Consider the following 25297-nt stretch of genomic DNA (forward strand, 5'->3'; position numbering starts at 1 on the left):
ATAGAAACGCGCTGGCACCTTGCCTCAGGCGCCAGCGCGTCACTGCCTCGCACGGGCAGGCGGCTGCCCTGGCTATCAGTACGTCGCCACCAGGTTGACAGCGGAGAACGCCAGCGTTCCTTTGAGTCGCACGTAATACGTGCCTGCCGCAGGTGCGGTCAGTGTGCAGGTTTCGGCATTGCCGACCAGCATGCTGCGGCAGCCAAAGGCGGCGTCGGTGGGCAGTGCATTGGCGCGCAGTGACAGGTCGGCATTGCCGCTGCCGCCGCTGAGCGTGACCTTGAGCGAGCGCGTACCTGCCGGCACCTTGACCTGGTAATACAGCGAATCGCCGATCGCCGCGCTCAGGCCAGTGCGTACTGCATTACTGGTCAGCAACGTGGCATTGATCACCGCCGCCACCGCACCATCGGCATTGATCAGGCCCGCACCGCAGCCGGGAGCGCACGCCACCGGCAACGGGCGTGCACTGCTCTTCAGCAGCGCCTCCACCGTTGCCGGCGTCAGCGGGTTGAGCGCCACCGACTGCATCAACGCCACCACGCCGGCCACATGCGGCGCCGCCATCGAAGTGCCGCTATACACCGCGTAGGCCGGATTGGCTGGAACCGTGGTGCCGCTATTGAGCGTGGAGATGATCGCCTGGCCGGGCGCGGCGATGTCCACGCCCTTGCCGAAGTTGGAGAAGCTGGCCTTGGCGCCGGCCGAGGTGGTTGCCGCCACCGCAATCACGTTCGCGCAATTGGCCGGCATGCTGGTGGCCACATCCATATTGCTGTTGCCGGCCGCCACTACCACGGCGGTGCCGCGCGTGACCGCGCCGGTGATGGCATTGCCGATGATCGTCGAGCAGCTGCCGTAGCCGCCGAGCGACAAGTTGATCACTGTGGCGGGATTCGGATTGGCCGGTACCCCGGTCACCTTGCCGCCAGACGCCCACACGATGGCATCGGCAATATCGGACATGTAGCCACCGCATTTGCCGAGCACGCGCAACGGCAACAGCTTGGCATTGAAGGCGGTGCCGACCACCCCGGCCGCGTTGTTGCCAACTGCGGCAACGATGCCGGCGACATGGGTGCCATGCCAGCTGGAATTGGACGCCGACGCGCCCGCACCGCAAGCGTTGGCCGCGGACCAATCGCCCTGATCGGCGGCATTGTTGTCACGCCCGTTGCCGTCGCCTGCGACGGTGGGGTCGGTGATGAAGTCGTAGCCGGGCAGCACGTTGGCGGCCAGGTCCGGATGCGCGGTGATGCCGGTATCGATCACCGCCACCACGATGCCCTTGCCGGTGGTGCGGTCCCAGGCCGGGCGGACATTGAGGCTGGCGGTGGTGGTTCCCATCGCCCACTGCTGTGGCAGGCCGGGGTCGTTGGGCGCCAGCAGTGGCCGCATCAGCACGTCCACTTCCACCCGCTTGACGGTCGGGTCGGCGGCAAGCCGGCGCATCAGGCTTTCCGAGTCGACCCGGTCCAGGCGCCGATCGGCCACCAGCAGCATCGGGCCGGCACTGAGCCGACGCGTGGCCGACAAGCCCAGCGCGCGCCCTTGCCGCCTGGGGACGGCGCGGGCGATCTCGCCCCACGGAGCCGACAGCCCGGTCGCGCGGGTGCTGCCCACGCGGTCCTTGTAGCTGACGATGAAACGGTGGTGGCTCGAGCCCGATGCCAGCCCCTGCAGGTTGACCTCGCCGGCCGATACCTGAAACACACACGCCATCGCACACACACACGCCGCGTAGCGCAATGCGCCAACCGTTGACTGCCTCATGAATCGCCCTCCCCAGGACATCGGTACTCGGATGACGCGCAGCGCAGGGACTGCAATGCCGCGTCGGATGCGCGGGCATTGCATGACGCAGCCCCCACGTGACGAGGCTATCGGCGAACCCGAATGCCGCTGAAGCCAGGCAGCATCAGCCCACTTGCGTTCGTTCAGCCACCCCTGGCGCACGTCCCGGCCCATGCAGCGCGCGCACAAAAAAGCCCCGCCTGGGCGGGGCACAAGAGAGAGAGAGACAGGCACCGACAGCCGCGTCGGGAGCGCTCTGACAGACGCCGGCACTTGTGGCCGGCGTCCGCTGGGGAAATACGCGTTACGGCCTCGCGTTACGGCGTCGCGTTACGGCGTCTGGCTGACCGCGCCTGCTGCGTTGACGATGCCGGCGCCGCAACCGCCCGAGCAGGCGCCCGGCAATGGCCGTGCAGTGTTCTTCAACAGCGTTTCCACCGCCGCCGGAGTCAACGGACGCGACGCTGCAGACTGCACCAGCGCGACCACGCCGGCCACGTGCGGCGCCGCCATCGAGGTGCCGTTGTAGGACGCGTAGCTGGCGCTGCCCGGGGTAGTGGTGCCGCTGTTGAGCGTGGACAGGATCGCCGAGCCCGGGCCGGAGATATCGATGGTGGTGCCGAAGTTGGAGAAGCTCGAACGTGCGCCGGCCGAGGTGATCGAGGCCACCGAGATCACATTGGCGCAGCTGGCCGGGGTGAAGTTGGCCACGTTGGCATTGCTGTTGCCCGCCGCCACTACCACCGTGGTGCCGCGCGACACCGCGCCGTTGATGGCGTTCTGGTAGGTGCTCGAGCAGGCGCCGTTGCCGCCGAGCGACATATTGATCACTTCGGCCGGGTTGGCATTGGCCGGCACGCCGCTGACGGTGCCGCCGGAGGCCCAGACGATCGCATCGGCGATGTCCGAGGTGGTGCCGCCGCACAGGCCCAGCGCGCGGATCGGCACGATGCGCGCATTGAACGCGGTGCCGGCCACGCCGGTGCTGTTGTTGGTGACCGCGGCAATCGTGCCGGCCACGTGCGTGCCATGCCAGCTGGAGTTGGCCGCTGCCACGCCGGTACCGCACTGGTTGGCCGCGCGCCAGTCGCCCTGGTCGGCCGCGTTGCTGTCACGGCCGTTGTTGTCGCGCGCACGCGCCGCATCGCTGATGAAGTCGTAGCCGGGCAGCACGTTGGCGTTGAGGTCCGGATGGCTGGTGATGCCGGTGTCGATCACCGCGACCACCACGCCGGTGCCGGTGGCGGTGTCCCAGGCCGGGCGCACGTTGATGCCCGATGCGGTGGTGCCAAAGCCCCACTGCTCGGACAGACGCGTGTCGTTCGGGGTCAGCGTCGGGTACATGATCTGGTCGATTTCCACGTATTCCACGCTCGGGTCGGCGGCGATGCGGCGCATCAGCGTCTCGGCTTCGGCGCGGTCCAGACTGCGGTCGGTCTTGAGCACTTCAGAGCCCAGCGCGGTGCGACGCACGTGGTTCAGGCCCAGCGCGCGGCCAGCGCGTGCCGGCACCGCAGTGGCAACAGAATTGAGCGAGGCGCGCATCGAGGTCGGGCTCACCGACGCACTGCTGCCGTCGCGGTATTTGACGATGAAGCGATCCAGCGTCGGCTGCGAATCCAGCCCGGACAGATTCACCTGCCCGGCGAAGGCCGGCACCGCCAGCAGCGAGGTCAGCGCGGACACACCCAGGACTACCAGCGCGCGCGTAGGCGCACGACGTTGCGACACATTGGACATCGATCGTTCCTTTGAGTGATGAGGTGCCGCAGATGCGGCGTGATGGCCGGACCCCGTCGCGCGCTGCGATGGCAGGTCTGGAAGTGCACAGGCAGGTGCCTGTCGAAACGACTGACCGGTGTCCGTCCCGGCCACGCGGCAACACATCCCCAGCACCTGCCGAATCGGCAGGCGTGGAGTGGATTGCAGATGGGGAGCGCGCCCTGGCGCAGTGCCGGGGCGCGCGTGACGCGCGGTTAGTAGCTGGCGCGCAGGGTGACGCCGGAGAACGTGCTGTAGGCCTTCAGACGCACGTAATACGTTCCGGACGGTGCGGTGATGGTGCAGGTCTCGGCATTGCCGCTGCGGTACGGGCGGCAGGTGTAGGCCGAGTCGGTCGGTGCACTGCCGGCGCGCACATACAGGTCGGCATCGCCGCTGCCGCCGCTGGTGGTCACCGTCAAGGTGCCGCTGCCGGCCGGCACGGTGATGGTGTAGTTCAATTCCGCGCCGGTCGCCGCGCCCAGGCCGGTCACCGGAGTGCCGTTGGTCAGGGTGTTTCCACCACCGCCACCGCCGCCGCTCCCGCCATTGATGGCCGCAGTGACCGCGGCATCGGCGTTGACGATGCCGGCACCGCAGCCGCCCGAGCAGGCGCCCGGTAAAGCACGCGCGGTGTTCTTCAACAAGGTTTCCACCGCTGCTGGCGTCAGCGCGGTCGGTGCGACCGATTGCACCAGCGCGACCACGCCAGCCACATGCGGCGACGCCATCGAGGTGCCGTTGTAGGACGCATAGCTGGCGCTACCCGGCGTGGTGGTGCCGCTGTTGAGCGTGGACAGGATGGCCGAGCCGGACGCCGACACATCGATCCCGGTGCCGAAGTTGGAATAGCTGGCCTTCGCGCCCGCCGAGGTGGTGGCGGCCACCGCAATCACGTTGGCGCAGTTGGCCGGCAGCGAACCGGACACATTGGATGCATCGTTACCGGCCGCGACCACCACCGTGGTGCCGCGCGACACCGCACCATTGATGGCGTTCTGCATCGTGGTCGAGCAGCTACCGCCACCGCCGAGCGACATGTTGATCACCTCGGCCGGGTTGGCATTGGCCGGGATGCCGCTGACGGTGCCGCCGGAGGCCCAGACGATGGCGTCGGCGATATCCGACAGCGATCCACCGCACTTGCCGAGCACGCGCACCGGTACGACCTTGGCGCCGTAGGCGGTGCCGGCCACGCCGGTGGTGTTGTTGGTCACTGCCGCGACCGTGCCGGCCACATGAGTGCCGTGCCAGCTGGAGCTGGCGGCGGGAACGCCGGCGCCGCATTCGTTGGCGGCGTACCAGTCGCCTTCGTCGGCCGCATTGCTGTCACGGCCGTTGCCATCGCGTGCAGTGGTTGCATCGCTGATGAAGTCGTAGCCGGCCAGGATATTGGCGTTGAGGTCGGCATGGCTGGTGATGCCGGTATCGATCACCGCCACGACCGTGCCGCTGCCGGTGGCCTTGTCCCAGGCCGGGCGGATGTTCAGACCGGCGTTGGTGGTGCCGAACGCCCACTGCTCGGACAACCGGGTGTCGTTGGGGGTGAGCGTGGCATGCAGGATCTGGTCGACTTCAACGCTCTGCACATTGGGATCAGCGGCCAATTGCCGCATCAGGGTTTCGGCCTCGGCGCGGTCCAGGGCGCGGTCTGCCCTTACCAGTTCCGGCCCCAACGCCAGGCGGCGCACCGAGTTCAGGCCCAGCGCCTTGCCGGCTTTGGCCGGCACCGCGCGCGCAGCAGTGCGCAGCGAGGTGGTCAACGCGGACGGGCTGGCCAGCGCGGTGCTGCCGTCCTTGTAGGTCACGATGAATTTTTGATGGGTCTGTGCGGTGGCCAGGCCATCCAGGTAGACCTCGCCGGCAAAGGCCGGCATCGCGAGCAGCAGCGAGGTCAGGGCGGACGCGCCCAGGATGGTGAGCGAGCCAGTACGCTTGCGGAGAGACGCAGTCGACATCGAATTCCCTTCCATATCAAAGAGAACCGCCGGAGCGGTGTTATCCGGCGCCGCCTTCCGTAGGTCAGCGCCGAGGTCCCCGGATCGCCTCTGTTATCGATCCGTTCAGCGAACCTACCGCACTCCAACCGAACTGGACAATAAGAGCTTCGCACTTTCAAAAAATTAAATATCAGATTTGTGACACCGTACGGCACCGTTCAGTCTCGCGATGACATGTGGCGACACCAAATGACACGCACTTGCTGCACTGCGCGCAAAAAAAAGGCCCCCGCGCTGACGCGCAGGGGCCCTGATTTGGCTTGATGTGTTGGCTTAGGACAGACGCACCAGCCAACCGTGGCGGTCCGGCACGCGCCCGTACTGGATGTCGGTCAGCTCCTGGCGCAGCGACATCGTCACCTCGCCCGCCGGTGCAGACAGGTCGCCGACCGCAAAGCCATCGCCCTTCAGCTCGCCGATCGGGGTGACCACGGCCGCCGTGCCGCAGGCGAACACCTCGCTGATCTCACCGGAGGCCACGCCGTCCTTCCACTCGTCGATGGACACCTTGCGCTCCACCACCTGCATGCCGCGGTCGCGGGCCAGCTGCAGGATGCTGTCGCGGGTGATGCCTTCCAGGATGCTGCCGGACAATTCCGGCGTCACCAGCGTGCCGTCCTGGTAGACCAGGAACACGTTCATGCCGCCCAGTTCCTCGATGTACTTGCCTTCCACCGGGTCCAGGAACAGCACCTGCGAGCAGCCCTGCGCATAGGCTTTCTGCTGAGGCAGCAGCGAAGCGGCGTAGTTGCCGCCGCACTTGGCCGCGCCGGTGCCGCCCTTGGCTGCACGTGCGTACTCGGTGGACAACCAGATCGACACCGGCGCCACGCCCTTGGCGAAATACGGACCGGCCGGGCTGGCGATCACGTAGTACGAGGCCTTGTGCGCCGCGCGCACGCCCAGGAACGCCTCATCGGCGATCATGAACGGGCGGAAATACAGGCTGGTTTCCGGCGCCGACGGCACCCAGCCGGCATCCACGGCCACCAACTGGCGCAGCGACTCCACGAACAGGTCCACCGGCAGTTCCGGCAGCGCCAGGCGGCGCGCGGAGCGCTGCAGGCGCTCGCCATTGGCCTGCGGGCGGAAGGTCCAGATCGAGCCGTCGGCATGCCGGTAGGCCTTGATACCTTCGAAGATCTCCTGGCCGTAATGCAGCACCGAGGCGGCCGGATCCAGCTGCAGCGGGCCGTAGGCACGCACCTGCGCATCGTGCCAACCGAGCTCGTTGGTCCAGGAGATGGCGACCATGTGGTCGGTGAAATGCAGGCCGAACCCAGGCGCAGCCAGGATCACGGACAGTTCGTCGGCGCTGCGCGGCGACGGGGAGCGGGTGGAAGCGAAGGACACGGACACCGAGAGATTCCTGTAGAGCGGAAGGAAAGACGCGGCGCCACGTGCAAGACATGGCGCCTGATGGTCAGAGCATGCCGGTCTCGAGACGGGCCGCTTCGGACATCATATGCCGGCCCCACGGCGGGTCGAAGACCAGCTCGACATCGGCCTCGGCAATGGTCGGGATCATTTCCACCTTGCTGCGCACGTCGTCGACCAGGATCTCGCCCATGCCGCAACCGGGCGCGGTGAGGGTCATCTTGACGTCCACCCGGCGCTGGTTGTCTTCTTCGCGATGGCTCACCACCGCCTCGTAGACCAGGCCCAGATCCACGATGTTGAACGGAATCTCCGGGTCGAAGCAGGTGCGCAGCTGCTGCCACACCAGCGCTTCCACTTCCTCGTCGCTGGCGTTCTCCGGCAGTTCCAGCCCCGGTGGGGCCTCCTTGCCGATCGCATCGCCGTCCTTGCCCGCAATACGGAACAGGTTGCCTTCGACGAAGACGGTATAGCTGCCACCCAGCGCCTGGGTGATATAGCCGTAACTGCCTGCGGGCAGGGTCACCGAATCGCCTTGCGGCACCATGACGGCATCGCAATCGCGTTCGAACTGGACGGGTTCGCTGCTACGGGAATACATGGGCTGGATATGGGGCCGCGTCGGGAGCGCGCAAGTCGGCCATTCTAGCCGACCACGGCGGGCAGGCTGGCGATTGCGGCGTGCAGCACGGACGACGCTGCATTCCATCCGCCAGCGCTGCACACCGCAACGGCAGCACGCGCTCTATCATGTGCGCACTGTCAGGAGTTCCAATGCCGCCCACCTCTGCGCCCGCCAGAACCGCTCACTGGCTCTGGCCCCCGCTCCTGCTGCTGGGATGCGTCACCGCCCTCATCGCCTGGATCCTCGTCGCGCTGACCCTGGGCCATCAATCCGGCTGGATGGCGGTGCTGGTCGCGCTGGAAGTGGCGTGGATGCTGCGCCTGGGAACCTTGCCGGCTGGTCCGCTGCGCGTGGGCATCACCCTGGTGTCGACCGTGGCGCTCATCGTGGCGGCCAACTGGGGCATCGCGTCGGCACAGCTGGGCGGCGCACTTGGCCTGGATCCGTGGACCTCGTCGCTGAAGATGGGCGCCGGGCTTGCCTGGACCCTGCTGCAGCTGGCCAATACCGGGCTCGACCTGGCCTGCTATGTGGCCGCGCTGGGACTGGGCTGGTGGGCTAGCCGCTAGCTGGGGTTCCCCGTGCCCGCGTGCGGTGCGCTGGCAGTGTGGACTGTGATACTCCGACCGGACCCGGCGGCGTTAGTGCCTACTGCTTCAACGGGCCGGTGGTCGTCTCTTCGGCTTGTTTGCGAAGCAGACAGATCAGGCCCCAGTTCGGCCAATTGTCTCCACCCTCGCCGCTGCTTGTTTCGGCGCGCCTAGCCCCGCCGCTGTGACACGCATAACAGGCCTCGGGCGCTTCGCGGCAGGCCTCCCGGCCCGCCGCGATTTTTGCCGACTTCCCGTGCCCCGCCTTGTTCGTGTCATCGCGTGTCAACCCGATGGCTGCCCGTGCGTTGACGGCATATCGTCTTCGCGGAAGCTACGCTGTGCTGGTGGGAACCCCTTTCGATCCGCAACCTGCTGCACCGGCAACGGCGGCGCCTGTCTCGCTGGACGCGTTCCTGTCCGGGATCGGGCCGCGCGCGTTCCGCTTTGCCGAGACCGGCCTGCGCCACCGCGAGGACGCGCTGGACGCGGTGCAGGACGCCATGGTGCGGCTGCTCGGTTATCGCGATCGTCCTGCCGAAGAATGGACCCCGCTGTTCTGGAGCATCCTGCGTAGTCGCATCATCGATCTGCAGCGGCGGCGCAGCTTCCGGCTGAAGTTCTGGGCCCCGAACGAGCGTGCCGACGACGAAGGCAGCATCGACTGGCTCGATCCGGGCATCGGCCCGGCCGGCGAACAGCAGCAGCAAGAGGCGTATCAACGCCTGGTCGAAGCGCTACGCACATTGCCGGCACGCCAGCGCGAAGCCTTCACGCTGCGCGTGCTCGAAGACCTGGACGTGGCCACCACCGCCAAAGCGATGGGCTGCTCGGAAGGCTCGGTCAAAACCCATTTGTCGCGTGCGCGCGACGCATTGCAAAAACAGTTCGAGGATTTCCTGTGAACCGCTCCCACGACCCGGCCCAGTTCGATGCGCAGATGCGCCGGCTGCATGCCACCGCACTCACCACCTTGCCGCCGGACACACTGGCCCAGCTGCGCCAGGCACGCCATGCGGCCACCGCCCAGCGTTCGCGGCGCCTGCACTGGCTGCTGGCCACCGCGTGCTCGGCGCTGCTGGCGGTAGGCATCGGTGTGCAGTTGCGTCCCACCGAGCAAGCACCGGCAACCACGACCACGCAGGTGGCGACCACTACACCGGCCGCCACGAGCACCGACACCGATGACCTGCTGACCCAGAACCCGGACCTGTTCGTCTGGCTCGGCTCCGATACCGCCCTGGCCATGGAATGAGCATGATGACCCGCACCACGCGCCTGCTGTTGACCCTGTTGCTGTGCGTCTCGCCTTGCGCGGCGCTGTGGGCCCAGGACCGCCCACCCGGCCCGCCGCCGGGGCCGCCACCGCACGATGGGCCCGGCCCGCGCGGCGCCGAGACGCCGATGCCCGAATGGGACACGTTGAGCGCGCAACAACGCCAGGTCTTGATCGACGCCTTGCGCGAGCGCTGGAACGACGCGCCGGACGAGCGCCCACGCATGTTCCGGCACGCACGCCGCTGGCTGGACATGACCCCGGAACAACGCAAGCAGGCCAAGGCCGGGATGGACCGCTTCCGCAACATGAGCCCCGAGCAGCGCCGCGAGGCCAAGGCCCTGTTCGAACGCATGCGCACGCTCACCCCGCAACAACGCAACGAACTGCAGCAGCGCTGGCAGAAAATGAGCCCGGCCGAGCGCAGCGCCTGGCTCCGCGCGCATCCGCCGGTCGATGATTGAGCGCATGCGCCGCGTTGGCGCGTGCGCGTAAGTATTCGCTGGGCTGGCGGTATCGGAACCCGGAGACGCTGCACCTGCACCGTCCGTAGCGAAGACGTCCGGCCCGTCCTGCTGCAGCGTCATCGCAGTGCCTGGCAGAGCAACCGCACCTAAAACACGCGCTGTGGATGCTCGATCCAAAGACGCGCATCAAGAGAATCGTCGTTGCCGACGCATGTGCATCGCCTCTTTCCGCGTACGTTGGCAACGCGTGCTGCACTAAACATACGCAGAACACGCTTCGCGCAATGCCTGCACGAGCACTCGGCCAACCCGATCGGCATCCTGGCGAGCGAGCAGTCGCCACCTGCAATGCGGTATCGCACATAACGTGTGCCGGCGGCCTATCGCATCAAATCAAGTTGATCCTCGCGGTTGCTCGCCTGGCGATCGCTGCGACGTCGGCTGTCGTCAAACGACGCGACGAGCGCGATCCCTGTGTCAAACATTGCATCCGCCGCACGCAGTCTCCCAATCCGGTACTGGCTTGCGACATACCACTCTCGCTAGCTGCTGGTGGTGACTCACTGCGACTGCCTATTTTTGCTGCTTGATGTTTACTGATCGCTGTTTCTGATTGCTACCAGCTGCCTGCTACTTTTTGCCTGCTGTCCGCTGATCACCGCCTGCGCTTCCCAGCCGCTAATTGCCGATTGCCGCCAACCACCAGCGCAGCGCCCAGATGCAAGGCGGCGCCCGATTGCTGCGTACGTCATTACGCCAGGCTCGCCGCCATGAAGAACAGCCAGCCTGCAGTCAGGGCGCCAGCAGCGCCGGGATCAGCGGCGCGAAGATCAGCTCTGGCGGGAACAGCGGCACCGACTGCGCAGGGTGGTCGATCGCCAACGCGGCATACCCATGCGCCGCGCTCCAGGCCAGCAAGGTGCGCTGCTGCAGCAGCTCGGCCGGCGGGGGGCTGCCGTGCTGCGCACACCAGGCGGTCGACAAGGCATTGCGCAGGCAAGCGCGCGCCGCCTCGCTGGCCTGCGCCAGGCGCGGCAACGGATGTGCGCGCAGATCCAGACTGAGCATCAGCCGGAAATGCTGTGGAAATTCGATCGCAAAGCGGATGTAGCCCAGCCCGCAACCCATCACCGGGTCGCTCACGTCCTGCTGGGTGGCCGCGATGCGCGCGACCATGCGCTCGTAGCCGTCGGCCACCATTTCCGCCACCAGGCCATTGAGCGAGCCGAAGTGGTGCGCCGGTGCGGCATGCGACACGCCGGCGCGGCGGGCGCAAGCGCGCAAGGTCAGCGCGCGGGCGCCCGACTCGGCCACGATCTCCCACGCGGCCCGACGCAGTGCAGCGGGCAGATCACCGTGGTGATACGTGCCGGGCGCATCTGACGGGGTGGTGATAGCGCTCACGGTGCGGTCCTCATGGGGCAATTCTCGTCTGGCGCGCGCATGTGGCATGCGTTCCTCTCGCGGCTCTCATCATGAGACCAGGGCAGTGAACCACTCAATCTTGACGGTGACAAGATGCGACAGGCAGACTCGGCCATACCGACTCATCGGCACCGCCTGGCTGGATGCCCTCCCTTCCGGATTTCTTACATGCGCCCGTCCCGTCCCCCCCTGCGTCTTCGCCTGCTCCGCACCGCCCTGGCCACCGCCAGCCGGTTCGCACCCGGCCCCACCGGCCGCTATCTGGCCAAGCGCTTCGTGACGCCGTTGCCCGCAACGCGCCGTCATGCCGCTGCCGCGCTCGCCAGCCTGCCGGACACGGCCCGCCACACCCTGCGCATCGCCGACACGGACGTGACTGTCTATTGCTGGGGCGACCCGGCCGAGCACCCGTACGTGCTGCTCTCGCATGGCTGGTCGAGTTTCGGGCTGCGCTTTGCCGCCTGGGTGCCGCGCCTGCAGGCGCTGGGGTATGCCGTGGTGGCCTTCGATCAGGCCGGCCACGGCGCCAGCAGCGGCCGTCTCAGCAATTTCCCGCACTTTGTCGAGGTGCTGCGCCACATCGGCCGCCATTTCGGTCGGCCGGCGGCCTTCATCGGCCATTCGATGGGCGCCTCGTCGGTGGTGTTCGCCGATGAAGCCAGCTGGCGACCGGCGCGCTATGTGCTGATCGCGCCACTGCTCACCCCGGCCAAAAGCGCGGAACGCCAGTTTGCCGCCGCCGGCATCGCCGCACGCACGTTCGCACCGTTCGAACAGTGGCTGTCCGAGCTCACCGGCAAGCGTTTCGCCGACTTCGATGCCAGCGAACGTCTGCCGCAGTTCGATCGCCCCGCGCTGATCATCCACGACCGCCGCGACCGCGAAACGCCGTGGGAAGAAGGTGCACGCTTCGCCGCACTGTGGCCGGGCGCGCAGCTGGTCAGTACAGAGGGCCTGGGCCACAACCGCATGGTCGATCACGCCTCGGTGATCGATCAGGCACTGCACTTCATCGGCCCGGCGTCTCGCTGAGGCCGGCAACGGGGCCCCGCGCATGCCGCACGGTCATGGCGACCGTGCGGGTCTGCGTAAAGCAGCGAACACAGCGGAGCGGTTAATCGTCAGGTTGGTGCGGACGACGCGGAGGAACCGGAGTGCCCGAGGGCACATGAGGATGCCGAATACGGGCGGCGCAGCCGTTTTGACAGCAGCGCTTAGAGCGGGTAACACAACGGAGCAAGCAGTCGCCAGGTGGGTGCGAACGGCGCGGAGTAACCAGAGTGTCCGCGGATACATGAGAACGCCGAGCATCGGCCGCGCCCGCCTGGCGGCTGCGCAGCCGTTTTGACAGCGGCGCTTAGTGCACGGTGCCGTTGTTGAGCGGATCCAGGCGGTCGATCACGCCCTGCATCGCGCTGTCGAACGCGCCGTCGTTGATGTGTTCGCGCAGCCGCCCAAGCCGCACCATCACTGCCAGTTCTTCCGGAGAAGCGACGCAGAAGCGCACGCCACGCCGGTTGACGAACAGCAGCCGCGAGGAGATCGGGCTCACCCACGACAGCTTGCCCGCCTGCACCTTGCCGTCCTTGTCGACGAAATCCAGCCAGGTGCCGATGTCCATTGCGCGGAACCGCTCCGCATCGGCGCTGTCGATGCTCTGTGCCACGGCCTCGGCGCCCAGCACCACGCTGACGCTCTCGGCCGCCGGCGGTGGCAGGTTCACCTGCGGCAACTCCGGCAAGGCCTTTTCCAGCTCTGGCCGCGCCTCGGCAATCGCCTGCAAGGTGTCGTGCAGCGCGGTGATCGCCACCACCACGGCATCGCCATGCAATCCAACGCTGGCAAACACACGGTGCAGCGCCGGTTGCCAGGCCTGCAGCCACGGCTTGCCGATGATGTGGCGGCGCGCCTCGGCAAGTTCCTCCAGCACGCCGTCGGCCATTGCCAGCGCCTCGACGGTTCCGGGACCTTCGTCGCCGTCGCGCAGGATCGCCATGGTCAGGTGATGCAGCCACGGCTGGCGCAGGAAATCTTCCACCGCCTTGGGCAATGGCGCGCCGGCCTGCACGCGCTGCTCCAGTTCCGACAGCGCGCGGGCGCGCGCCAGTTCGAGTTTTTCCTGGCCACGCTGGGTTTCGGTAGCGCGGCGTTCGGCAATTTCCACCCGGCGCCGGTGCTGCGACAGGAAGTCGCGAAATTCTTCTTCCAGGGTCAGGAAGATCGCCAGATTCTCGTTGAATTCGGCCACCAGGCGGTCGACGATTTCTTCGACCTTGCCCATCAGCACGCGCTCGGCAGCGCTGTCGCCGTTGTTGCCTTCGCAGGCCTCGGCCAGCGAATTGAGCAGGCGCCGCGCCGGATGGGTCTTCTGGACGAACATCTTGCGGTCCAGCAGCGCCACTTTGACGAAGGGCACCACCAGCCGGCCGATCATCTCGCGCGAGCGGTTTTCCAGGTCGCGCTCGTCCAGCATCACGTCGAACAGCATGCCGACCAGGTCGATCGCATCCTCGTCCATCGGATCCAGCTTCGCGGTGGCCGGGTCCACGCCCAGACGCGTGGCGCTGTTGAGCACTTCGTTTTTCAGACGCTGCGCAAGCGATTCGTCGTCGTCGCCGATCGCCGCCTGCAGCGTGGCACTCGGCGTGGCCTGCAGCAGCGACAGCACCGACATCATCTCGCGCTGGCTCAGCGGGCGTTGCTGCCCCACCGCTACGGATGCGGCGGATGCGGCGTTTTCGCGCACGTTGCGGGTCTGCTGGAGCAGCTCGTGCAGGGCATCGAGCAGCATGCCCTGGCTGCCGCCCGGGTGATCGGCGTCGCCGTCTCCGCCCGCATGGCCATCCGCACTGCCGCGCTGCGCGGCCGCCTGCATGCGCCCGCGGCTATGCGCCCAGCGATCCAGAAACCGGTTGGCCCAGGCCGGCGCGTACTGCTCGTTGGGGTCTTCGCCAGCGGCCTCGCCATCGAACCCCTGGCCGTCGGCGGCGCTGCGTTCGCCCTGCGCCTGATCGCGCGGCTGCATGCGCGGCGGCGCACGCTTGGGCTGGGAAATCTCGGGCATCACCCCGGCCTTGGCCAGGGTCTCGTCCAGTCGGGCGTATAGCTTGCCGATCGGCTCGGCCAGGTCGCGCTCGCACAGTTTGATCAGCACCAGGCGCACTTCCGGCGCCAGGTCGCAGGTGGCAAAGGCTTCGTGGATGGCTACGCCCAGATGCTCGGGGCCCACCGGGTTGGTATCGGCCACCAGCTCCAGGCCGCCGGCGATCCAGCCCAGGCGACGATCGATGCGCGCCAGCACCTGCTTGAAATCCCGCAGCAGCACGGTGGCCAGGTTGCGCACCGCCAACCGCGATTCCAGCACGTGCTCGGGCACCAGGCTCAGCGGGCCGGTGCCCATGTCGCCGGCCAGCACCACCTCCGCCGACAGCGGCGTGCCTTGCAGCAAGGCCTGCCAACCGGCCTCGAGCTGCTGGCGGAATTGTGCACAGACCTCGTCGCGCTTGCGGCGCAGTTCGCGCATGCCATCGAGAAATAGCAACTGTGACGCGCCCGCGGATTCGGCGCGGTCGAACAGGACATCATCGAAATGTGCCACTGCAGCTGCAAATACCTGCGCGATCGGCGGCACGAAGACAGCGTGCGCCTGATCGAGCAAGCGTTGGTCACGGCCCGGGTGTCCCGACGGACTGGGCTGGAAGGTCATGCGCAAAGGCTCCCCGCCTTTGCAGGCGTGAAAATTCTCGAACGAGGAAAAACAGACGCGGCCCCAAATTCCGCCCTCGCATGGTAGGCGGTTCGTATGCGCGATAAATGTGACGAAGTTCTCACTTTACTCGTGACCGCCCAGGGTTTGCATGGCAGTCGGACATCGTAGCCCCTGCATTACAGTGGAGCTTGCCAGAATCGGCCGGGCGGCGGCCAAGGTTAAGCATGCGCGGCGCCGGAACCATCCAGGCGGTCCACCACCCCTTGCATGGCGCTGTAGAAGGCATCGTCCTCGCGGTGCAGGCGCAGCCGGTCCAGCCAGACCATCATGGCCAGTTCTTCGGGCGAGGACACGCACAAGCGCCCGCCACGGCGGTTGACGAACGTCAGCCGCCCGGAGATCGGGCTGATCCAGGACAGCTTGCCCGGCTGTACACGCCCGGCGCGGTCGATGAAGTCCAGGCAGGTTCCCAGCGGCAACTTGCGGAAGTAATCGGCGGTGACGCGGTCAAATTCCACCTCGGCAGAGGCGTCCAGCATCGGGGTCAGCGGTTCGGCCACCGTATCGGCGGGGCTGGCGCCAACCCGCAAGGTCGCCAGGATCGGCGCGGCCGCGCCCTGCCCGACCACCAGCGCGTGCTGCAGTTCCTGCAGCGCCTGCTCGGCTTCGCGCTGGGCCAGCCCGGCCTGGGCAAACGCCTGCAGCAGTGCCGCGCGGTACGGCTCCAGCGCTTCGCCGCCGCCGGCCTGGCTCAGCTGCGCCAGCACCGCGTCGCCGAGCGCCAGCGCCTCTTCGAGCAGCGGGCCGGCGCCATCGCCGCGCAACGCCGCCTGCTGCACCGCCGGGTGCCAGACGCGGCTGAAAAAATGCTCCACCACCGGCGGCAGCGCGCCACGCGCCAGCCGCTCGGCCAACGCCTGTGCGGCGACGCCGCGCGCACGCTCGCGGCGTTCTTCGGCGCGCTGCAGTTCGTTGGCACGGCGCTCGGCGATTTCCACCCGGCGCCGGTATTGCTCGTAGCTGGCGCCGAACTCGGCCTCCAGCGACAGAAACACCGCCGGGTGCTCGTCGAAATCGCGCACCACCTCGTCCACTGCGGCCTGCACCTGCGCCAGCAACGCCTGCTCGGCCGAGGTTTCGCCACCGTTGCCGTCGCAGGCCTCCACCAACAGGTTGAGCAGGCGCCGTGCAGGATGACCATCGCGCACGAACAGGCGGCCGTCGAGCATGGCCATCTTGGCCATCGGCACCAGCAGATGGCCCAGCAAGGCGCGCTGCCAGTCGGACAGATGGCTCTGCACCAGGATCGCTTCGAACAACAGCGCCACCAGATCCAGCGCGTCTTCGTCGTCGGCATTGAGGCGGGCGGTGGCCGGGTCCACGCCCAGCGAGGCCGCCGCACGCATCACCTGCTGGCGCAGCCCGCGCGCCAGGCCCAGCTGCAGCCCGTCGATGGCATCGAAGCCGGCCTTGGGCATGGTCTGCAGCAATGACAGGGCCGAGACCACTTCGCGCGGCGACAGCAACCGTTGCTCGGTGGAGACAGTTGCCTGGCCCGGCTCACGTTGCCGGCGCGCATGCTGCAGCAACTGATGCAGCCCGGCCGGCAGCACGTCGCGGCCGGTGCGCAGATGCACGTCGATGACCTCCACTCCGACCAGCGCACTCTGGCCGCCGGACCAGTCGGCGAAGAAGCGTGCGATCCAGTCCGGCGCATCGCCGCTGTCTTCGCCCTCTGTCTCGCCCTGGCGCGGAATTCCGCGCCGGCGGCTGCGTGCGTGTGGCAGGTCGCGCAGGCGCGCCACCTGTGCCAGCGCCTGTTCGAGTTCGCCGTAGCGTGTGCCGACGCGGTCCATCAACTGCTGCTCGCACAGTTTGATCACCGCCAGATGCACCTTCGGCGCCATGGTCACGCCCTGAAAGGCTTCGTACAGCGCCACGCCCAGGTGCTCGGGGCCAAACGGATTGCTGTCGCCGTCGATGCGCAGCCCGCCGGCAATGAAGCCCAGGTAGCGGTTGAGCCGCATCAGCTCCGGGCGCCACTGGTGTTGCAGGGCGCCGGCCAGGTTGCGCACCGCCAGGCGCACCTCCAGGTCCTGTTCGGGCAGCAGGCTCAGGCCCGCGCCGCCGCGCGCCAGGGTGCGGTCGGCCGACAGCGGGCGCCCGGATTCCAGGCCTTGCCAGGCCTGCGCCAGATGCCCACGGAAGCGCGCGGTGATCGGCTCACGTTGCTGGCGCAGCGCCTTGATCGCTTCCATGAAATCGTTCTGCGCCGGGCCGGCATCGGCCGCCAGCCGGAACAGCGACTCGGCCAGCACGTCCTGCACGTCCAGGAACGCGTCGGCCAACGGCACGAGCACCACCTCGCGCACCTGATCCAACAGTTGCGGGTTGCGGCTGGGAAGCGCATCGGTGGGCAGGAACTGGGTCATCGGACGACGCGAAGGGCACGCATGAAGAAGGATCTGCCATGGCAGGCGGACAGCGCCCGGCCGGCCATGGTGCAACGGGCGTTGGGAAGGGCCCGTCTATAATCGAGCACCCCCGCCCTGATCCGGAATTATGCACGCACCGTATTCGCTCCAGGCGCTGGACGCCCGCCGCTCGGTTCCCTCCAAACAACTCGGCGAGCCCGGCCCGGACGAGGCCACCTTGTTACGCATGCTCACCTCGGCGGTGCGCGTGCCCGACCACGGCAAGCTGGTGCCGTTCCGCTTCCTGCGCATTGCCGGCGATGCACGGCAGGCGCTGGGCGAGTTCCTGGCCGAACGCACCCTGGCAGGCGATCCGCTGACGCCGCCAGCGGCCGTGCAAAAGGACCGCGAACGCTTCAGCCAGGCGCCACTGGTAATTACGGTTATCGCCACGCTGCAGCCGGAGCACAAGGTGCCCGAGCAGGAACAGTTGATGACCGCAGGCTGCGTCTGCTTCGCGCTGCTGCAGGCTGCGCAGGCGCATGGCTTCGGTGCGCAATGGCTGACCGCCTGGATGGCCTACGACCCGGCGGTAGCTGGGTACCTGGGGCTGGACGAACACGAGCGCGTGGTCGGCTTCATCCACATCGGCACACCGCGCATGCAGGTGCCCGAGCGCGAGCGCCCCGACCCGCGCGCACTGCTGCGCGACTGGACGCCGTGACCACGCCCGCGCCCCCGCTTGCCACCGCGCCGCTCGCCGCGGCGCTGCAGACGCCGCGCCCGGTGCCGCTGTATCTGGTCGATGCCAGCCTGTATGTGTTTCGCGCCTGGCATTCGATCCCGGACGAGTTCCAGGACGCGCAGGGCTGGCCCACCAACGCGGTGCATGGCTTTGCCCGCTTCCTGCTGGATCTGCTCGAACGCGAGCGCCCGCAGCACGTCACCATTGCGTTCGACGAAGCGCTGGACAGCTGTTTCCGGCATGCGATCTACCCTGCTTACAAGGGCAACCGCGAGCCCGCGCCGGACGCACTGCGTCGCCAGTTCGCGCATTGCAAGGCACTGTGCGCGGCATTGGGGCTGAGCGTGCTGGCCCATCGCGAATACGAAGCCGACGACCTGATTGGCAGCGCGCTGCACAGCGCGCGTGCGCAGGGCCTGCGCGGCATCATCGTCTCGGCCGACAAGGACTTGTCGCAGCTGTTGTTCGAACACGACGAACAGTGGGACTACGCGCGCAATGTGCGCTGGGGCATGGACGGGGTGAAGGCACGTCATGGCGTGCACGCGCACCAGATGGCCGACTACCTGGCGCTGTGCGGCGATGCGATCGACAACATCCCCGGCATCACCGGCATCGGCGCCAAGTCCGCAGCGGTGCTGCTGGCGCACTTCGGCAGCCTGGATGCCCTGCTCGAACGGCTGGACGAGCTGCCGTTCCTGCGCTTGCGCGGCGCTGCGCAAATGGCGCTGCGGTTGCGCGAACAGCGCGAGCACGCCTTGCTGTGGCGTCAGCTCACCACCATCGCGCTCGATGCGCCGCTGGAACTCACCGAGTCCGGCTTCACGCGCGCCCCCGCCGATACCGACATGCTGACCGGCCTGTGCGACAGCCTGCGCTTTGGCCCGCTCACGCGCCGGCGCCTGCTGGCCGCCAGTGGCGGCGCCGTGTTGCCGCCACCTCCCGCTTCCCTGTCCCAAGGTCCCTTTCCATGAATCGACACGACACTCCGCCCACCGTGGTCTACGAAGGCAAGTACCAGCGCATGGTAGTGCGCGGCACCTGGGAATATTCCGAGCGCGTACATGCCGGCGGGCTGGCCGCGATCATCGTGGCGGTGACGCCGGACGATGCAATGCTGTTCGTCGAACAATTCCGCGTGCCGTTGCAGGCGCGCACCATCGAAATGCCCGCCGGGCTGGTGGGCGATATCCATGCCGATGAATCCATCGAGCTATCGGCGATCCGCGAACTGGAAGAAGAAACCGGCTGGACCGCCGACCATGCCGAAGTGCTGATGATCGGGCCGACCTCGGCCGGCGCCAGCAGCGAGAAGATCGCCTTCGTGCGCGCCACCGGCTTGCGCAAGGTCGGCGCAGGCGGCGGCGATGCAAGCGAAGACATCACCGTGCATGAAATCCCGCGCGCACAGGTGGGCGCGTGGCTGGTGCAGAAGATGGCCGAGGGCTACCAGATGGACCCCAAGTTGTGGGCCGGCCTGTACCTGGTCGACCACGCACTGGATGGCACGCCGCGTGGTTGAGGTGGCCGCCCCGCTGCTCGGCCCGGATGACCCCGCGCCGTTCACGGTGCGCAACGCGCAAGGCGCATCGCCGTGGTTGTTGATCGCCGATCACGCCGGGCAACGCGTGCCGGCGCGCTTGCACAACCTCGGCCTGCCGCAGCACGAACTCGACCGGCATATCGGCTGGGACATCGGCATTGCCGAGGTCACGCGCCGGTTGGCCGAGCAGCTGGACGCGTTTTCGATCAGCCAGACCTATTCGCGGCTGGTGATCGACTGCAACCGCCCGCACGCTGCCGCCAGCCTGATGCCGGAGGTCAGCGACAGCACGCCGATTCCAGGCAACGCCGGGCTGACCGCCAGCGCGCGCCAGCAACGTATCGACGCCATCTTTGCGCCGTACCACGCGCGTATTGCCGCCGAACTGGACGCACGCGCGGCACGCGCCCAGCCGACGCTGCTGGTCTCGATGCACAGCTTCACCCCGGTGATGGCCGGGATCGCGCGGCCCTGGCATGCGGGCGTGCTGTACAACCGCGACACGCGCCTGGCGCATCGGCTGCTGCAGGCTTTGCGCGCGGAACCTGATCTGGTGGTGGGCGACAACCAGCCGTATGCGGTGAGCGATGCCACCGACTACGCGATTCCGGTCTACGGCGAAGGCCGCGGCCTGCCGCATGTGGAGCTGGAAATCCGCCAGGACCTGATCAGCGACGCCGCCGGCCAGAACGCCTGGGCACAGCGGCTGGCGCGGCTGTTGCCGCCTCTGGCGGAGGGTTTGCCGGGCTAAGTACCGCGCTGGTTTGTTGAGCTAAACTCCGCGATGGTTTGCCGGGCTGAAAGCGACGTAGGAGCGCGCTTGCGCGCGATGGGGCGTTATCGGTAAATCCCCATCGCGCGCAAGCGCGCTTCTACGCGAGTTGGTCGTTGCATTGGCGCATTGCATTGGCACGCGGTATTCGACAACGCAGCTACTGCTGCAACTTGGCCAGCGGCCGGACATGCCGGCCGCTCACCGCGCGCCTTCTCAGGCGAAGCTGTCGGTCGCACGCACCAGCGCGTCGACGGTCTCCGGCTCGAAGGCCGAGTGACCGGCCGCCGGGCTGATCTTTAACTCGGCCTTCGGCCACGCCTTGTGCAGCTCCCACGCGCTCTGCATCGGGCACACCACGTCGTAGCGCCCCTGCACGATCACCCCGGGAATCTCGGCGATGCGGTGCGCGTCGCGCAGCAGCTTGTCTTCGGCATCGAAGAAGCCGCCGTTGACGAAGTAGTGGTTCTCGATACGTGCGAAGGCCAGCGCGAAATGCGCGTCCTCATGCCCGGTGACGAAATCTTCGTCCACATGCAGGAAGCTGGTGGCGCCTTCCCACACGCTCCACGCCTTGGCGGCGGCCAGGCGGGTGGCTTCATCGGTGCTGGTAAGGCGGCGATGGAAGGCGGAGATCAGGTCGTGCCATTCCTCTGCGGGAATCGCGGCGATGTAGTGCTCCCACGCATCCGGGAACAGCCGGCTCGCGCCTTCCTGGTAGAACCACTCCAACTCCCAGCGGCGCAGCAGGAAGATGCCGCGCAGCACCAGCTCGGTGACCTGCTGCGAATGGGTCTGCGCGTACGTCAGCGCCAGGGTCGAACCCCAGCTGCCGCCGAACACCTGCCAGCGCTCTATCCCCAGATGCGCACGCAGCCGTTCGATGTCGGCCACCAGATCCCAGGTGGTGTTGTCGGTCAGATCGGCATGCGGCGTGGAGCGGCCGGCGCCACGCTGGTCGAACAGCACGATGCGGTACTTGGCCGGGTCATGGAACCGCCGCATCTTGGTATTGCAGCCGCCGCCCGGGCCGCCATGCAGCATCACCACCGGTTTGCCCTGCGGGTTACCGCATTGTTCAAAGTAAAGGGTGTGGCGGTCGTCGACCTGGAGGGTGCCCTGGTCGAAGGGCGTGATCTCGGGATAGAGCGTGCGCATGCGTCGGTCCTGCGGGAAAGGCCGCATTGTATCGGCTGCTGCCAGAGGCACGCCGCGCGGCGATGCGCAGGGACATGGCGCTGCGCGCAGGCACACAGCTTGGTGTGGAATCCGTCCTTCAGGGCAGTTGCTTGCTCGACAGTGCAAACAGAACCGCTGCCGCATGCGCCGGGATCACCCCGCAGCGTGCGGCCACTGCCCCAGCGTGACGCGGTCGCGCTGCTCCAGGTCCTGGTGGGTCGCCACCGCTGCAAACCCACGCGCGATCAACAGCGCGGCCACCGCCTCGCCCTGGTCCCAGCCGTGCTCGAGCAGCAGCCAGCCGCCTGGCAGCAGATGGGCGGGCGCGTCGGCCACGATCAGACGGATGTCATCCAGGCCGTCGCTGCCGGAGGCCAGCGCGCTCGCGGGCTCGTAGCGCAGATCGCCCTGCTGCAGATGCGGGTCCGCAGCGGCGATGTACGGCGGATTGCTGGCGATCAGATCGAACCGTTCGCCGGCCAGCGGTTGCAGCCAGTGGCCCAGGCGGCACTCCACGTTGTGCAGCCCATGCGCGTGCGCGTTGTGCCGGGCAATGGCCAGGGCATCGGCACTGGCATCGGTGGCGATCAGTTGCGCCTGCGGCCGCTCGCTGGCAATTGCCAGCGCGATCGCGCCGCTGCCGGTACCCAGATCGACCACCCGGACGCCGGCGGTCAGCTCCAGGCGTTCCAGCGCCAGCTCCACCAGCGTTTCGGTATCGGCGCGCGGGATCAGCGTGGCGGTGGAGACCGCCAGGTCCAGGGTCCAGAACCCGCGCGAGCCGGTCAGGTAGGCCACCGGCTCTCCCTGGTGACGCCGCTCCACCAGCGCGCCGAAGCGCTGCGCCTGCTCAGCCGGCACCGGATCGCGCCCATGCGCGAACAACCAGGCGCGGTCGCGCCCCAGCGCATGCAGCAGCAAGGGCTCCGCGTCGCTGCGCGCAATGCGGATGACCGCCTCGCGCAGCAGCTGTTCGGCGGACATGACGGCGGGAGCCTCAGACATGCGGCAACTTCACTTGTGCGAAACATCGGCCGACCATTATCGGGGATGGCAGCAGGTGCGCACGCCAGAGCCAGTCTGGCGTCTTGATAGCCGCAGCCTATCTATGCAATTCCATCAATCGATTTGAGATATCTATTGATCCTGCCTACCATGGCGCCTGTTCCGTCCCCCAACCCCCTTCACCGCAAGAGGAAACTCAATGTCTCTCATCAACACCCAGGTCCAGCCCTTCAAGGCGAACGCGTACCACAACGGCAACTTCATTGAGGTCACCGAAGCAAGCCTGAAGGGCAAGTGGTCGGTGCTGATCTTCATGCCGGCCGCCTTCACCTTCAACTGCCCGACCGAAGTGGAAGACGCCGCTGACAACTACGCCGCGTTCCAGAAGGCCGGCGCCGAGGTGTACATCGTTACCACCGACACGCACTTCTCGCACAAGGTGTGGCACGAAACCTCCCCGGCCGTGGGCAAGGCGCAGTTCCCGCTGATCGGCGACCCGGCCCACAAGCTGACCCGCGCGTTCGGCGTGCACATTGAAGAAGAAGGCCTGGCCCTGCGCGGCACCTTCATCATCAACCCGGAAGGCGTGATCAAGGCCCTGGAAATCCACGACAACTCCATCGCCCGCGACGTCACCGAGACGCTGCGCAAGCTGACCGCGGCACAGTTCGTGGCCAACAATCCTGGCCAGGTCTGCCCGGCCAAGTGGAAGGAAGGCGCCAAGACCTTGGCTCCGTCGCTGGACCTGGTCGGCAAGATCTAAGCCGCCTCGCATCCCTGGCCCGGTTTCCGGGCCGGGGGTGAACCGGAGCCGGTGCCGGGCTACCCGCCAGCCATCGCCAGCACGCACCCCGCCTTCGCGCCGGCTGCGGTTCATCCCCTTCCTCCCCAGGCGACCTGCGCATGCGCAGCGACGCCGCGTCCTCCCCTTGCCCATTCCCAGGAGTTTTCCATGTTGGATGCCAATCTCAAGACCCAGCTGACCGCCTACCTGGAACGGGTCACGCGGCCGATCCAGATCCATGCCTCGATCGACGACACCCCCAAGGCGCGCGAGATGCTCGAGCTGCTCGAGGATCTGGTGCTGCTCTCGGACAAGATCAGCCTGGACGTGCACCGCGACGACAACCAGCGCAAGCCCTCGTTCGCGCTGACCACGCCGGGCCAGGACATTTCGGTGCGCTTTGCCGGCCTGCCGATGGGGCACGAATTCACCTCGCTGGTGCTGGCGCTGCTGCAGGTCGGCGGACACCCTTCCAAGGCCACTGCCGAGCTGATCGAGCAGGTGCAGCACCTGGATGGCGACTACCAGTTCGAAACCTATTTCTCGCTGTCGTGCCAGAACTGCCCGGACGTGGTGCAGGCGCTGAACCTGGCCGCGGTGCTGAACCCGCGCATCAAGCACGTGGCCATCGATGGCGCGCTGTTCCAGGACGAGGTGGAAACCCGCCAGATCATGTCGGTGCCCACCGTGTACTTGAACGGTGAACTGTTCGACCAGGGACGCATGACGCTGGAACAGATCGTCGCCAAGCTCGACACCAATGCAGCCAAGCGCGATGCCGCCAAGATCGCCGCCAAGGATGCCTTCGACGTGTTGGTGGTTGGCGGTGGCCCGGCCGGCTCGGCAGCAGCGGTGTATGCCGCACGCAAGGGCATCCGCACCGGCGTGGCTGCAGAGCGTTTCGGTGGTCAGGTGCTGGACACCATGTCGATCGAAAACTTCATCTCGGTGCCGGAAACTGAAGGCCCGAAGATGGCTGCCGCGCTTGAGCAGCACGTGCGCCAGTACGACGTGGACATCATGAATCTGCAGCGTGCCGAGCAACTGATCCCGGCCGGTGCCGATGGCCTGGTCGAAATCAAGCTGGCCAATGGCGCATCGCTCAAGAGCAAGACGGTGATCCTGTCCACCGGCGCGCGCTGGAGGCAGATGAATGTGCCCGGCGAAGACCAGTACAGGAACAAGGGCGTGGCCTACTGCCCGCATTGCGATGGCCCGCTGTTCAAGGGCAAGCGCGTGGCGGTGATCGGCGGCGGCAATTCGGGCGTGGAAGCGGCGATCGATCTGGCCGGCATCGTGGCGCATGTCACGCTGGTGGAATTCGACGACAAGCTGCGCGCCGACGAAGTGCTGCAGCGCAAGCTGCGCAGCCTGCACAACGTGCGCATCATCACCAGCGCGCAGACCACCGAAGTGCTGGGCGATGGTCAGAAGGTCACTGGGCTGGTCTACAAGGACCGCACCGGTGGCGACACGCAGCACATCGACCTGGAAGGTGTGTTCGTGCAGATCGGCCTGCTGCCCAACACCGAGTTCCTGCGTGGCACGGTGGAGTTGTCCCCGCGCGGCGAGATCATCGTCGACGACCGCGGCCAGACCAATGTGCCGGGCGTGTTCGCGGCCGGCGACGCGACCACGGTGCCGTACAAGCAGATCGTGATCGCGATGGGCGAAGGTTCCAAGGCTGCATTGAGCGCGTTCGATTACCTGATCCGCTCCAGCGCACCGGTCAGCGCCGACGTAGCCCAGGCTGCGTAAGCGTGAGCTCAGCCAGCGCCCGGCCCGCCCGGGCGCTAAGCTGCGGTTGGTCCAGTCCGTTCCACGTCACAGC

The 25297-nt window shown here is 67.3% G+C and carries 21 protein-coding genes and 2 other RNA genes; 11 read left to right on the top strand and 12 right to left on the bottom strand.

The genetic code is table 11. From position 1 onward, the window contains the following. Positions 1 to 75 precede the first annotated feature (75 nt). The 5 genes from ACD584_RS09715 to sufT all read right to left on the bottom strand — a co-directional run bounded on the left by ACD584_RS09715 (position 76) and on the right by sufT (position 7533). On the bottom strand, positions 76 to 1773 hold the full coding sequence (locus ACD584_RS09715; protein ID WP_076036328.1) for a S8 family peptidase: 1698 nt from the start codon (positions 1771 to 1773) through the stop codon (positions 76 to 78). A 351-nt stretch (positions 1774 to 2124) separates the two neighbouring features. Next, positions 2125 to 3534, bottom strand: a complete 1410-nt coding sequence (locus ACD584_RS09720; RefSeq protein WP_103699498.1) for a S8 family peptidase — start codon at positions 3532 to 3534, stop codon at positions 2125 to 2127. A gap of 236 nt (positions 3535 to 3770) precedes the next feature. Continuing rightward, positions 3771 to 5513, bottom strand: a complete 1743-nt coding sequence (locus ACD584_RS09725) for a S8 family peptidase (RefSeq protein WP_076036329.1) — start codon at positions 5511 to 5513, stop codon at positions 3771 to 3773. A 315-nt stretch (positions 5514 to 5828) separates the two neighbouring features. Next, complete coding sequence (locus ACD584_RS09730; protein WP_070692023.1) at positions 5829 to 6914, bottom strand: branched-chain amino acid aminotransferase; 1086 nt, start codon at positions 6912 to 6914, stop codon at positions 5829 to 5831. Between the two features lie 64 nt (positions 6915 to 6978). Continuing rightward, a complete protein-coding gene (gene sufT, locus ACD584_RS09735) occupies positions 6979 to 7533 on the bottom strand; it encodes a putative Fe-S cluster assembly protein SufT (RefSeq protein ID WP_011036085.1) in 555 nt (184 codons plus the stop codon). A gap of 173 nt (positions 7534 to 7706) precedes the next feature. Here sufT and ACD584_RS09740 point away from each other — a divergent pair, with 173 nt between their 5' ends. From ACD584_RS09740 to ACD584_RS09755, 4 genes are all read left to right on the top strand, one after another. Further along, positions 7707 to 8126, top strand: coding sequence for a hypothetical protein (locus ACD584_RS09740; RefSeq protein ID WP_040941723.1), 420 nt, complete (start codon positions 7707 to 7709; stop codon positions 8124 to 8126). Positions 8127 to 8488: 362 nt separating this feature from the next. Further along, positions 8489 to 9052 (top strand): RNA polymerase sigma factor, encoded by a 564-nt coding sequence (locus tag ACD584_RS09745; RefSeq protein ID WP_029216817.1) that lies wholly within the window; start codon positions 8489 to 8491, stop codon positions 9050 to 9052. Next, positions 9049 to 9402: a hypothetical protein gene (locus ACD584_RS09750; RefSeq protein ID WP_040941724.1), complete on the top strand. Its 354-nt coding sequence runs from the start codon at positions 9049 to 9051 to the stop codon at positions 9400 to 9402. Before ACD584_RS09745 ends, ACD584_RS09750 begins: the two co-directional genes overlap by 4 nt. 5 nt (positions 9403 to 9407) lie before the next feature. Next, the gene (locus ACD584_RS09755) at positions 9408 to 9887 is read left to right on the top strand and encodes a DUF3106 domain-containing protein (RefSeq protein ID WP_076037781.1); all 480 of its coding nucleotides are present in this window, start codon (positions 9408 to 9410) and stop codon (positions 9885 to 9887) included. A 795-nt stretch (positions 9888 to 10682) separates the two neighbouring features. Here the strand turns inward: ACD584_RS09755 and ACD584_RS09760 are convergent. Then, on the bottom strand, positions 10683 to 11342 hold the full coding sequence (locus ACD584_RS09760; RefSeq protein ID WP_070692017.1) for a TetR/AcrR family transcriptional regulator: 660 nt from the start codon (positions 11340 to 11342) through the stop codon (positions 10683 to 10685). Between the two features lie 141 nt (positions 11343 to 11483). On the opposite strand from ACD584_RS09760, the gene ACD584_RS09765 reads away from it, so the two are divergent. Then, on the top strand, positions 11484 to 12347 hold the full coding sequence (locus tag ACD584_RS09765; protein WP_076036330.1) for an alpha/beta hydrolase: 864 nt from the start codon (positions 11484 to 11486) through the stop codon (positions 12345 to 12347). A 63-nt stretch (positions 12348 to 12410) separates the two neighbouring features. Here ACD584_RS09765 and ACD584_RS09770 read toward each other — a convergent pair. The 4 genes from ACD584_RS09770 to ACD584_RS09785 all read right to left on the bottom strand — a co-directional run bounded on the left by ACD584_RS09770 (position 12411) and on the right by ACD584_RS09785 (position 17456). After that, positions 12411 to 12485, bottom strand: a non-coding RNA gene (locus tag ACD584_RS09770) — sX9 sRNA. Between the two features lie 51 nt (positions 12486 to 12536). After that, positions 12537 to 12611: non-coding RNA, sX9 sRNA (locus tag ACD584_RS09775), on the bottom strand. A 61-nt stretch (positions 12612 to 12672) separates the two neighbouring features. Further along, positions 12673 to 15021, bottom strand: coding sequence for a DUF1631 domain-containing protein (locus ACD584_RS09780; RefSeq protein ID WP_076036331.1), 2349 nt, complete (start codon positions 15019 to 15021; stop codon positions 12673 to 12675). 221 nt (positions 15022 to 15242) lie between these two features. Beyond that, a complete protein-coding gene (locus ACD584_RS09785) occupies positions 15243 to 17456 on the bottom strand; it encodes a DUF1631 domain-containing protein (protein ID WP_076036332.1) in 2214 nt (737 codons plus the stop codon). A 130-nt stretch (positions 17457 to 17586) separates the two neighbouring features. Here ACD584_RS09785 and ACD584_RS09790 point away from each other — a divergent pair, with 130 nt between their 5' ends. The 4 genes from ACD584_RS09790 to ACD584_RS09805 are packed head-to-tail and all read left to right on the top strand — an operon-like array spanning position 17587 to position 20477. Next, on the top strand, positions 17587 to 18162 hold the full coding sequence (locus ACD584_RS09790; RefSeq protein WP_076036333.1) for a nitroreductase: 576 nt from the start codon (positions 17587 to 17589) through the stop codon (positions 18160 to 18162). After that, a complete protein-coding gene (locus tag ACD584_RS09795; protein ID WP_076036334.1) occupies positions 18159 to 19157 on the top strand; it encodes a 5'-3' exonuclease H3TH domain-containing protein in 999 nt (332 codons plus the stop codon). Before ACD584_RS09790 ends, ACD584_RS09795 begins: the two co-directional genes overlap by 4 nt. Further along, positions 19154 to 19705, top strand: coding sequence for an NUDIX hydrolase (locus tag ACD584_RS09800; protein WP_012439149.1), 552 nt, complete (start codon positions 19154 to 19156; stop codon positions 19703 to 19705). Before ACD584_RS09795 ends, ACD584_RS09800 begins: the two co-directional genes overlap by 4 nt. Further along, positions 19686 to 20477 (top strand): N-formylglutamate amidohydrolase, encoded by a 792-nt coding sequence (locus ACD584_RS09805; protein ID WP_076036335.1) that lies wholly within the window; start codon positions 19686 to 19688, stop codon positions 20475 to 20477. Before ACD584_RS09800 ends, ACD584_RS09805 begins: the two co-directional genes overlap by 20 nt. A gap of 237 nt (positions 20478 to 20714) precedes the next feature. On the opposite strand, the gene pip is transcribed toward ACD584_RS09805, so the two are convergent. Further along, a complete protein-coding gene (gene pip, locus ACD584_RS09810) occupies positions 20715 to 21656 on the bottom strand; it encodes a prolyl aminopeptidase (protein WP_076036336.1) in 942 nt (313 codons plus the stop codon). Between the two features lie 174 nt (positions 21657 to 21830). Next, a complete protein-coding gene (prmC, locus tag ACD584_RS09815) occupies positions 21831 to 22682 on the bottom strand; it encodes a peptide chain release factor N(5)-glutamine methyltransferase (protein WP_076036337.1) in 852 nt (283 codons plus the stop codon). Between the two features lie 199 nt (positions 22683 to 22881). On the opposite strand from prmC, the gene ahpC reads away from it, so the two are divergent. Together ahpC and ahpF are read left to right on the top strand one after the other, a co-directional pair. Continuing rightward, the gene (ahpC, locus tag ACD584_RS09820; RefSeq protein ID WP_076036338.1) at positions 22882 to 23445 is read left to right on the top strand and encodes an alkyl hydroperoxide reductase subunit C; all 564 of its coding nucleotides are present in this window, start codon (positions 22882 to 22884) and stop codon (positions 23443 to 23445) included. A 189-nt stretch (positions 23446 to 23634) separates the two neighbouring features. Next, positions 23635 to 25224 (top strand): alkyl hydroperoxide reductase subunit F, encoded by a 1590-nt coding sequence (gene ahpF, locus ACD584_RS09825; RefSeq protein ID WP_014506771.1) that lies wholly within the window; start codon positions 23635 to 23637, stop codon positions 25222 to 25224. The last annotated feature ends 73 nt before the right edge of the window (positions 25225 to 25297 follow it).

The organism is Xanthomonas sp. NCPPB 2922 (assembly GCF_041520885.1).
Classification (GTDB): domain Bacteria; phylum Pseudomonadota; class Gammaproteobacteria; order Xanthomonadales; family Xanthomonadaceae; genus Xanthomonas; species Xanthomonas campestris.

Bases quoted from the DNA above. Each gene is read 5' to 3' on its own strand.
- ACD584_RS09715 (WP_076036328.1), bottom strand. From the start codon at position 1,773: ATGAGGCAGTCAACGGTTGGCGCATTGCGCTACGCGGCGTGTGTGTGT.
- ACD584_RS09720 (WP_103699498.1), bottom strand. From the start codon at position 3,534: ATGTCCAATGTGTCGCAACGTCGTGCGCCTACGCGCGCGCTGGTAGTC.
- ACD584_RS09725 (WP_076036329.1), bottom strand. From the start codon at position 5,513: ATGTCGACTGCGTCTCTCCGCAAGCGTACTGGCTCGCTCACCATCCTG.
- sufT (WP_011036085.1), bottom strand. From the start codon at position 7,533: ATGTATTCCCGTAGCAGCGAACCCGTCCAGTTCGAACGCGATTGCGAT.
- ACD584_RS09740 (WP_040941723.1), top strand. From the start codon at position 7,707: ATGCCGCCCACCTCTGCGCCCGCCAGAACCGCTCACTGGCTCTGGCCC.
- ACD584_RS09755 (WP_076037781.1), top strand. From the start codon at position 9,408: ATGACCCGCACCACGCGCCTGCTGTTGACCCTGTTGCTGTGCGTCTCG.
- ACD584_RS09760 (WP_070692017.1), bottom strand. From the start codon at position 11,342: ATGCCACATGCGCGCGCCAGACGAGAATTGCCCCATGAGGACCGCACC.
- ACD584_RS09765 (WP_076036330.1), top strand. From the start codon at position 11,484: ATGCGCCCGTCCCGTCCCCCCCTGCGTCTTCGCCTGCTCCGCACCGCC.
- ACD584_RS09780 (WP_076036331.1), bottom strand. From the start codon at position 15,021: ATGACCTTCCAGCCCAGTCCGTCGGGACACCCGGGCCGTGACCAACGC.
- ACD584_RS09785 (WP_076036332.1), bottom strand. From the start codon at position 17,456: ATGACCCAGTTCCTGCCCACCGATGCGCTTCCCAGCCGCAACCCGCAA.
- ACD584_RS09790 (WP_076036333.1), top strand. From the start codon at position 17,587: ATGCACGCACCGTATTCGCTCCAGGCGCTGGACGCCCGCCGCTCGGTT.
- ACD584_RS09800 (WP_012439149.1), top strand. From the start codon at position 19,154: ATGAATCGACACGACACTCCGCCCACCGTGGTCTACGAAGGCAAGTAC.
- ACD584_RS09805 (WP_076036335.1), top strand. From the start codon at position 19,686: ATGGCACGCCGCGTGGTTGAGGTGGCCGCCCCGCTGCTCGGCCCGGAT.
- pip (WP_076036336.1), bottom strand. From the start codon at position 21,656: ATGCGCACGCTCTATCCCGAGATCACGCCCTTCGACCAGGGCACCCTC.
- prmC (WP_076036337.1), bottom strand. From the start codon at position 22,682: ATGTCTGAGGCTCCCGCCGTCATGTCCGCCGAACAGCTGCTGCGCGAG.
- ahpC (WP_076036338.1), top strand. From the start codon at position 22,882: ATGTCTCTCATCAACACCCAGGTCCAGCCCTTCAAGGCGAACGCGTAC.
- ahpF (WP_014506771.1), top strand. From the start codon at position 23,635: ATGTTGGATGCCAATCTCAAGACCCAGCTGACCGCCTACCTGGAACGG.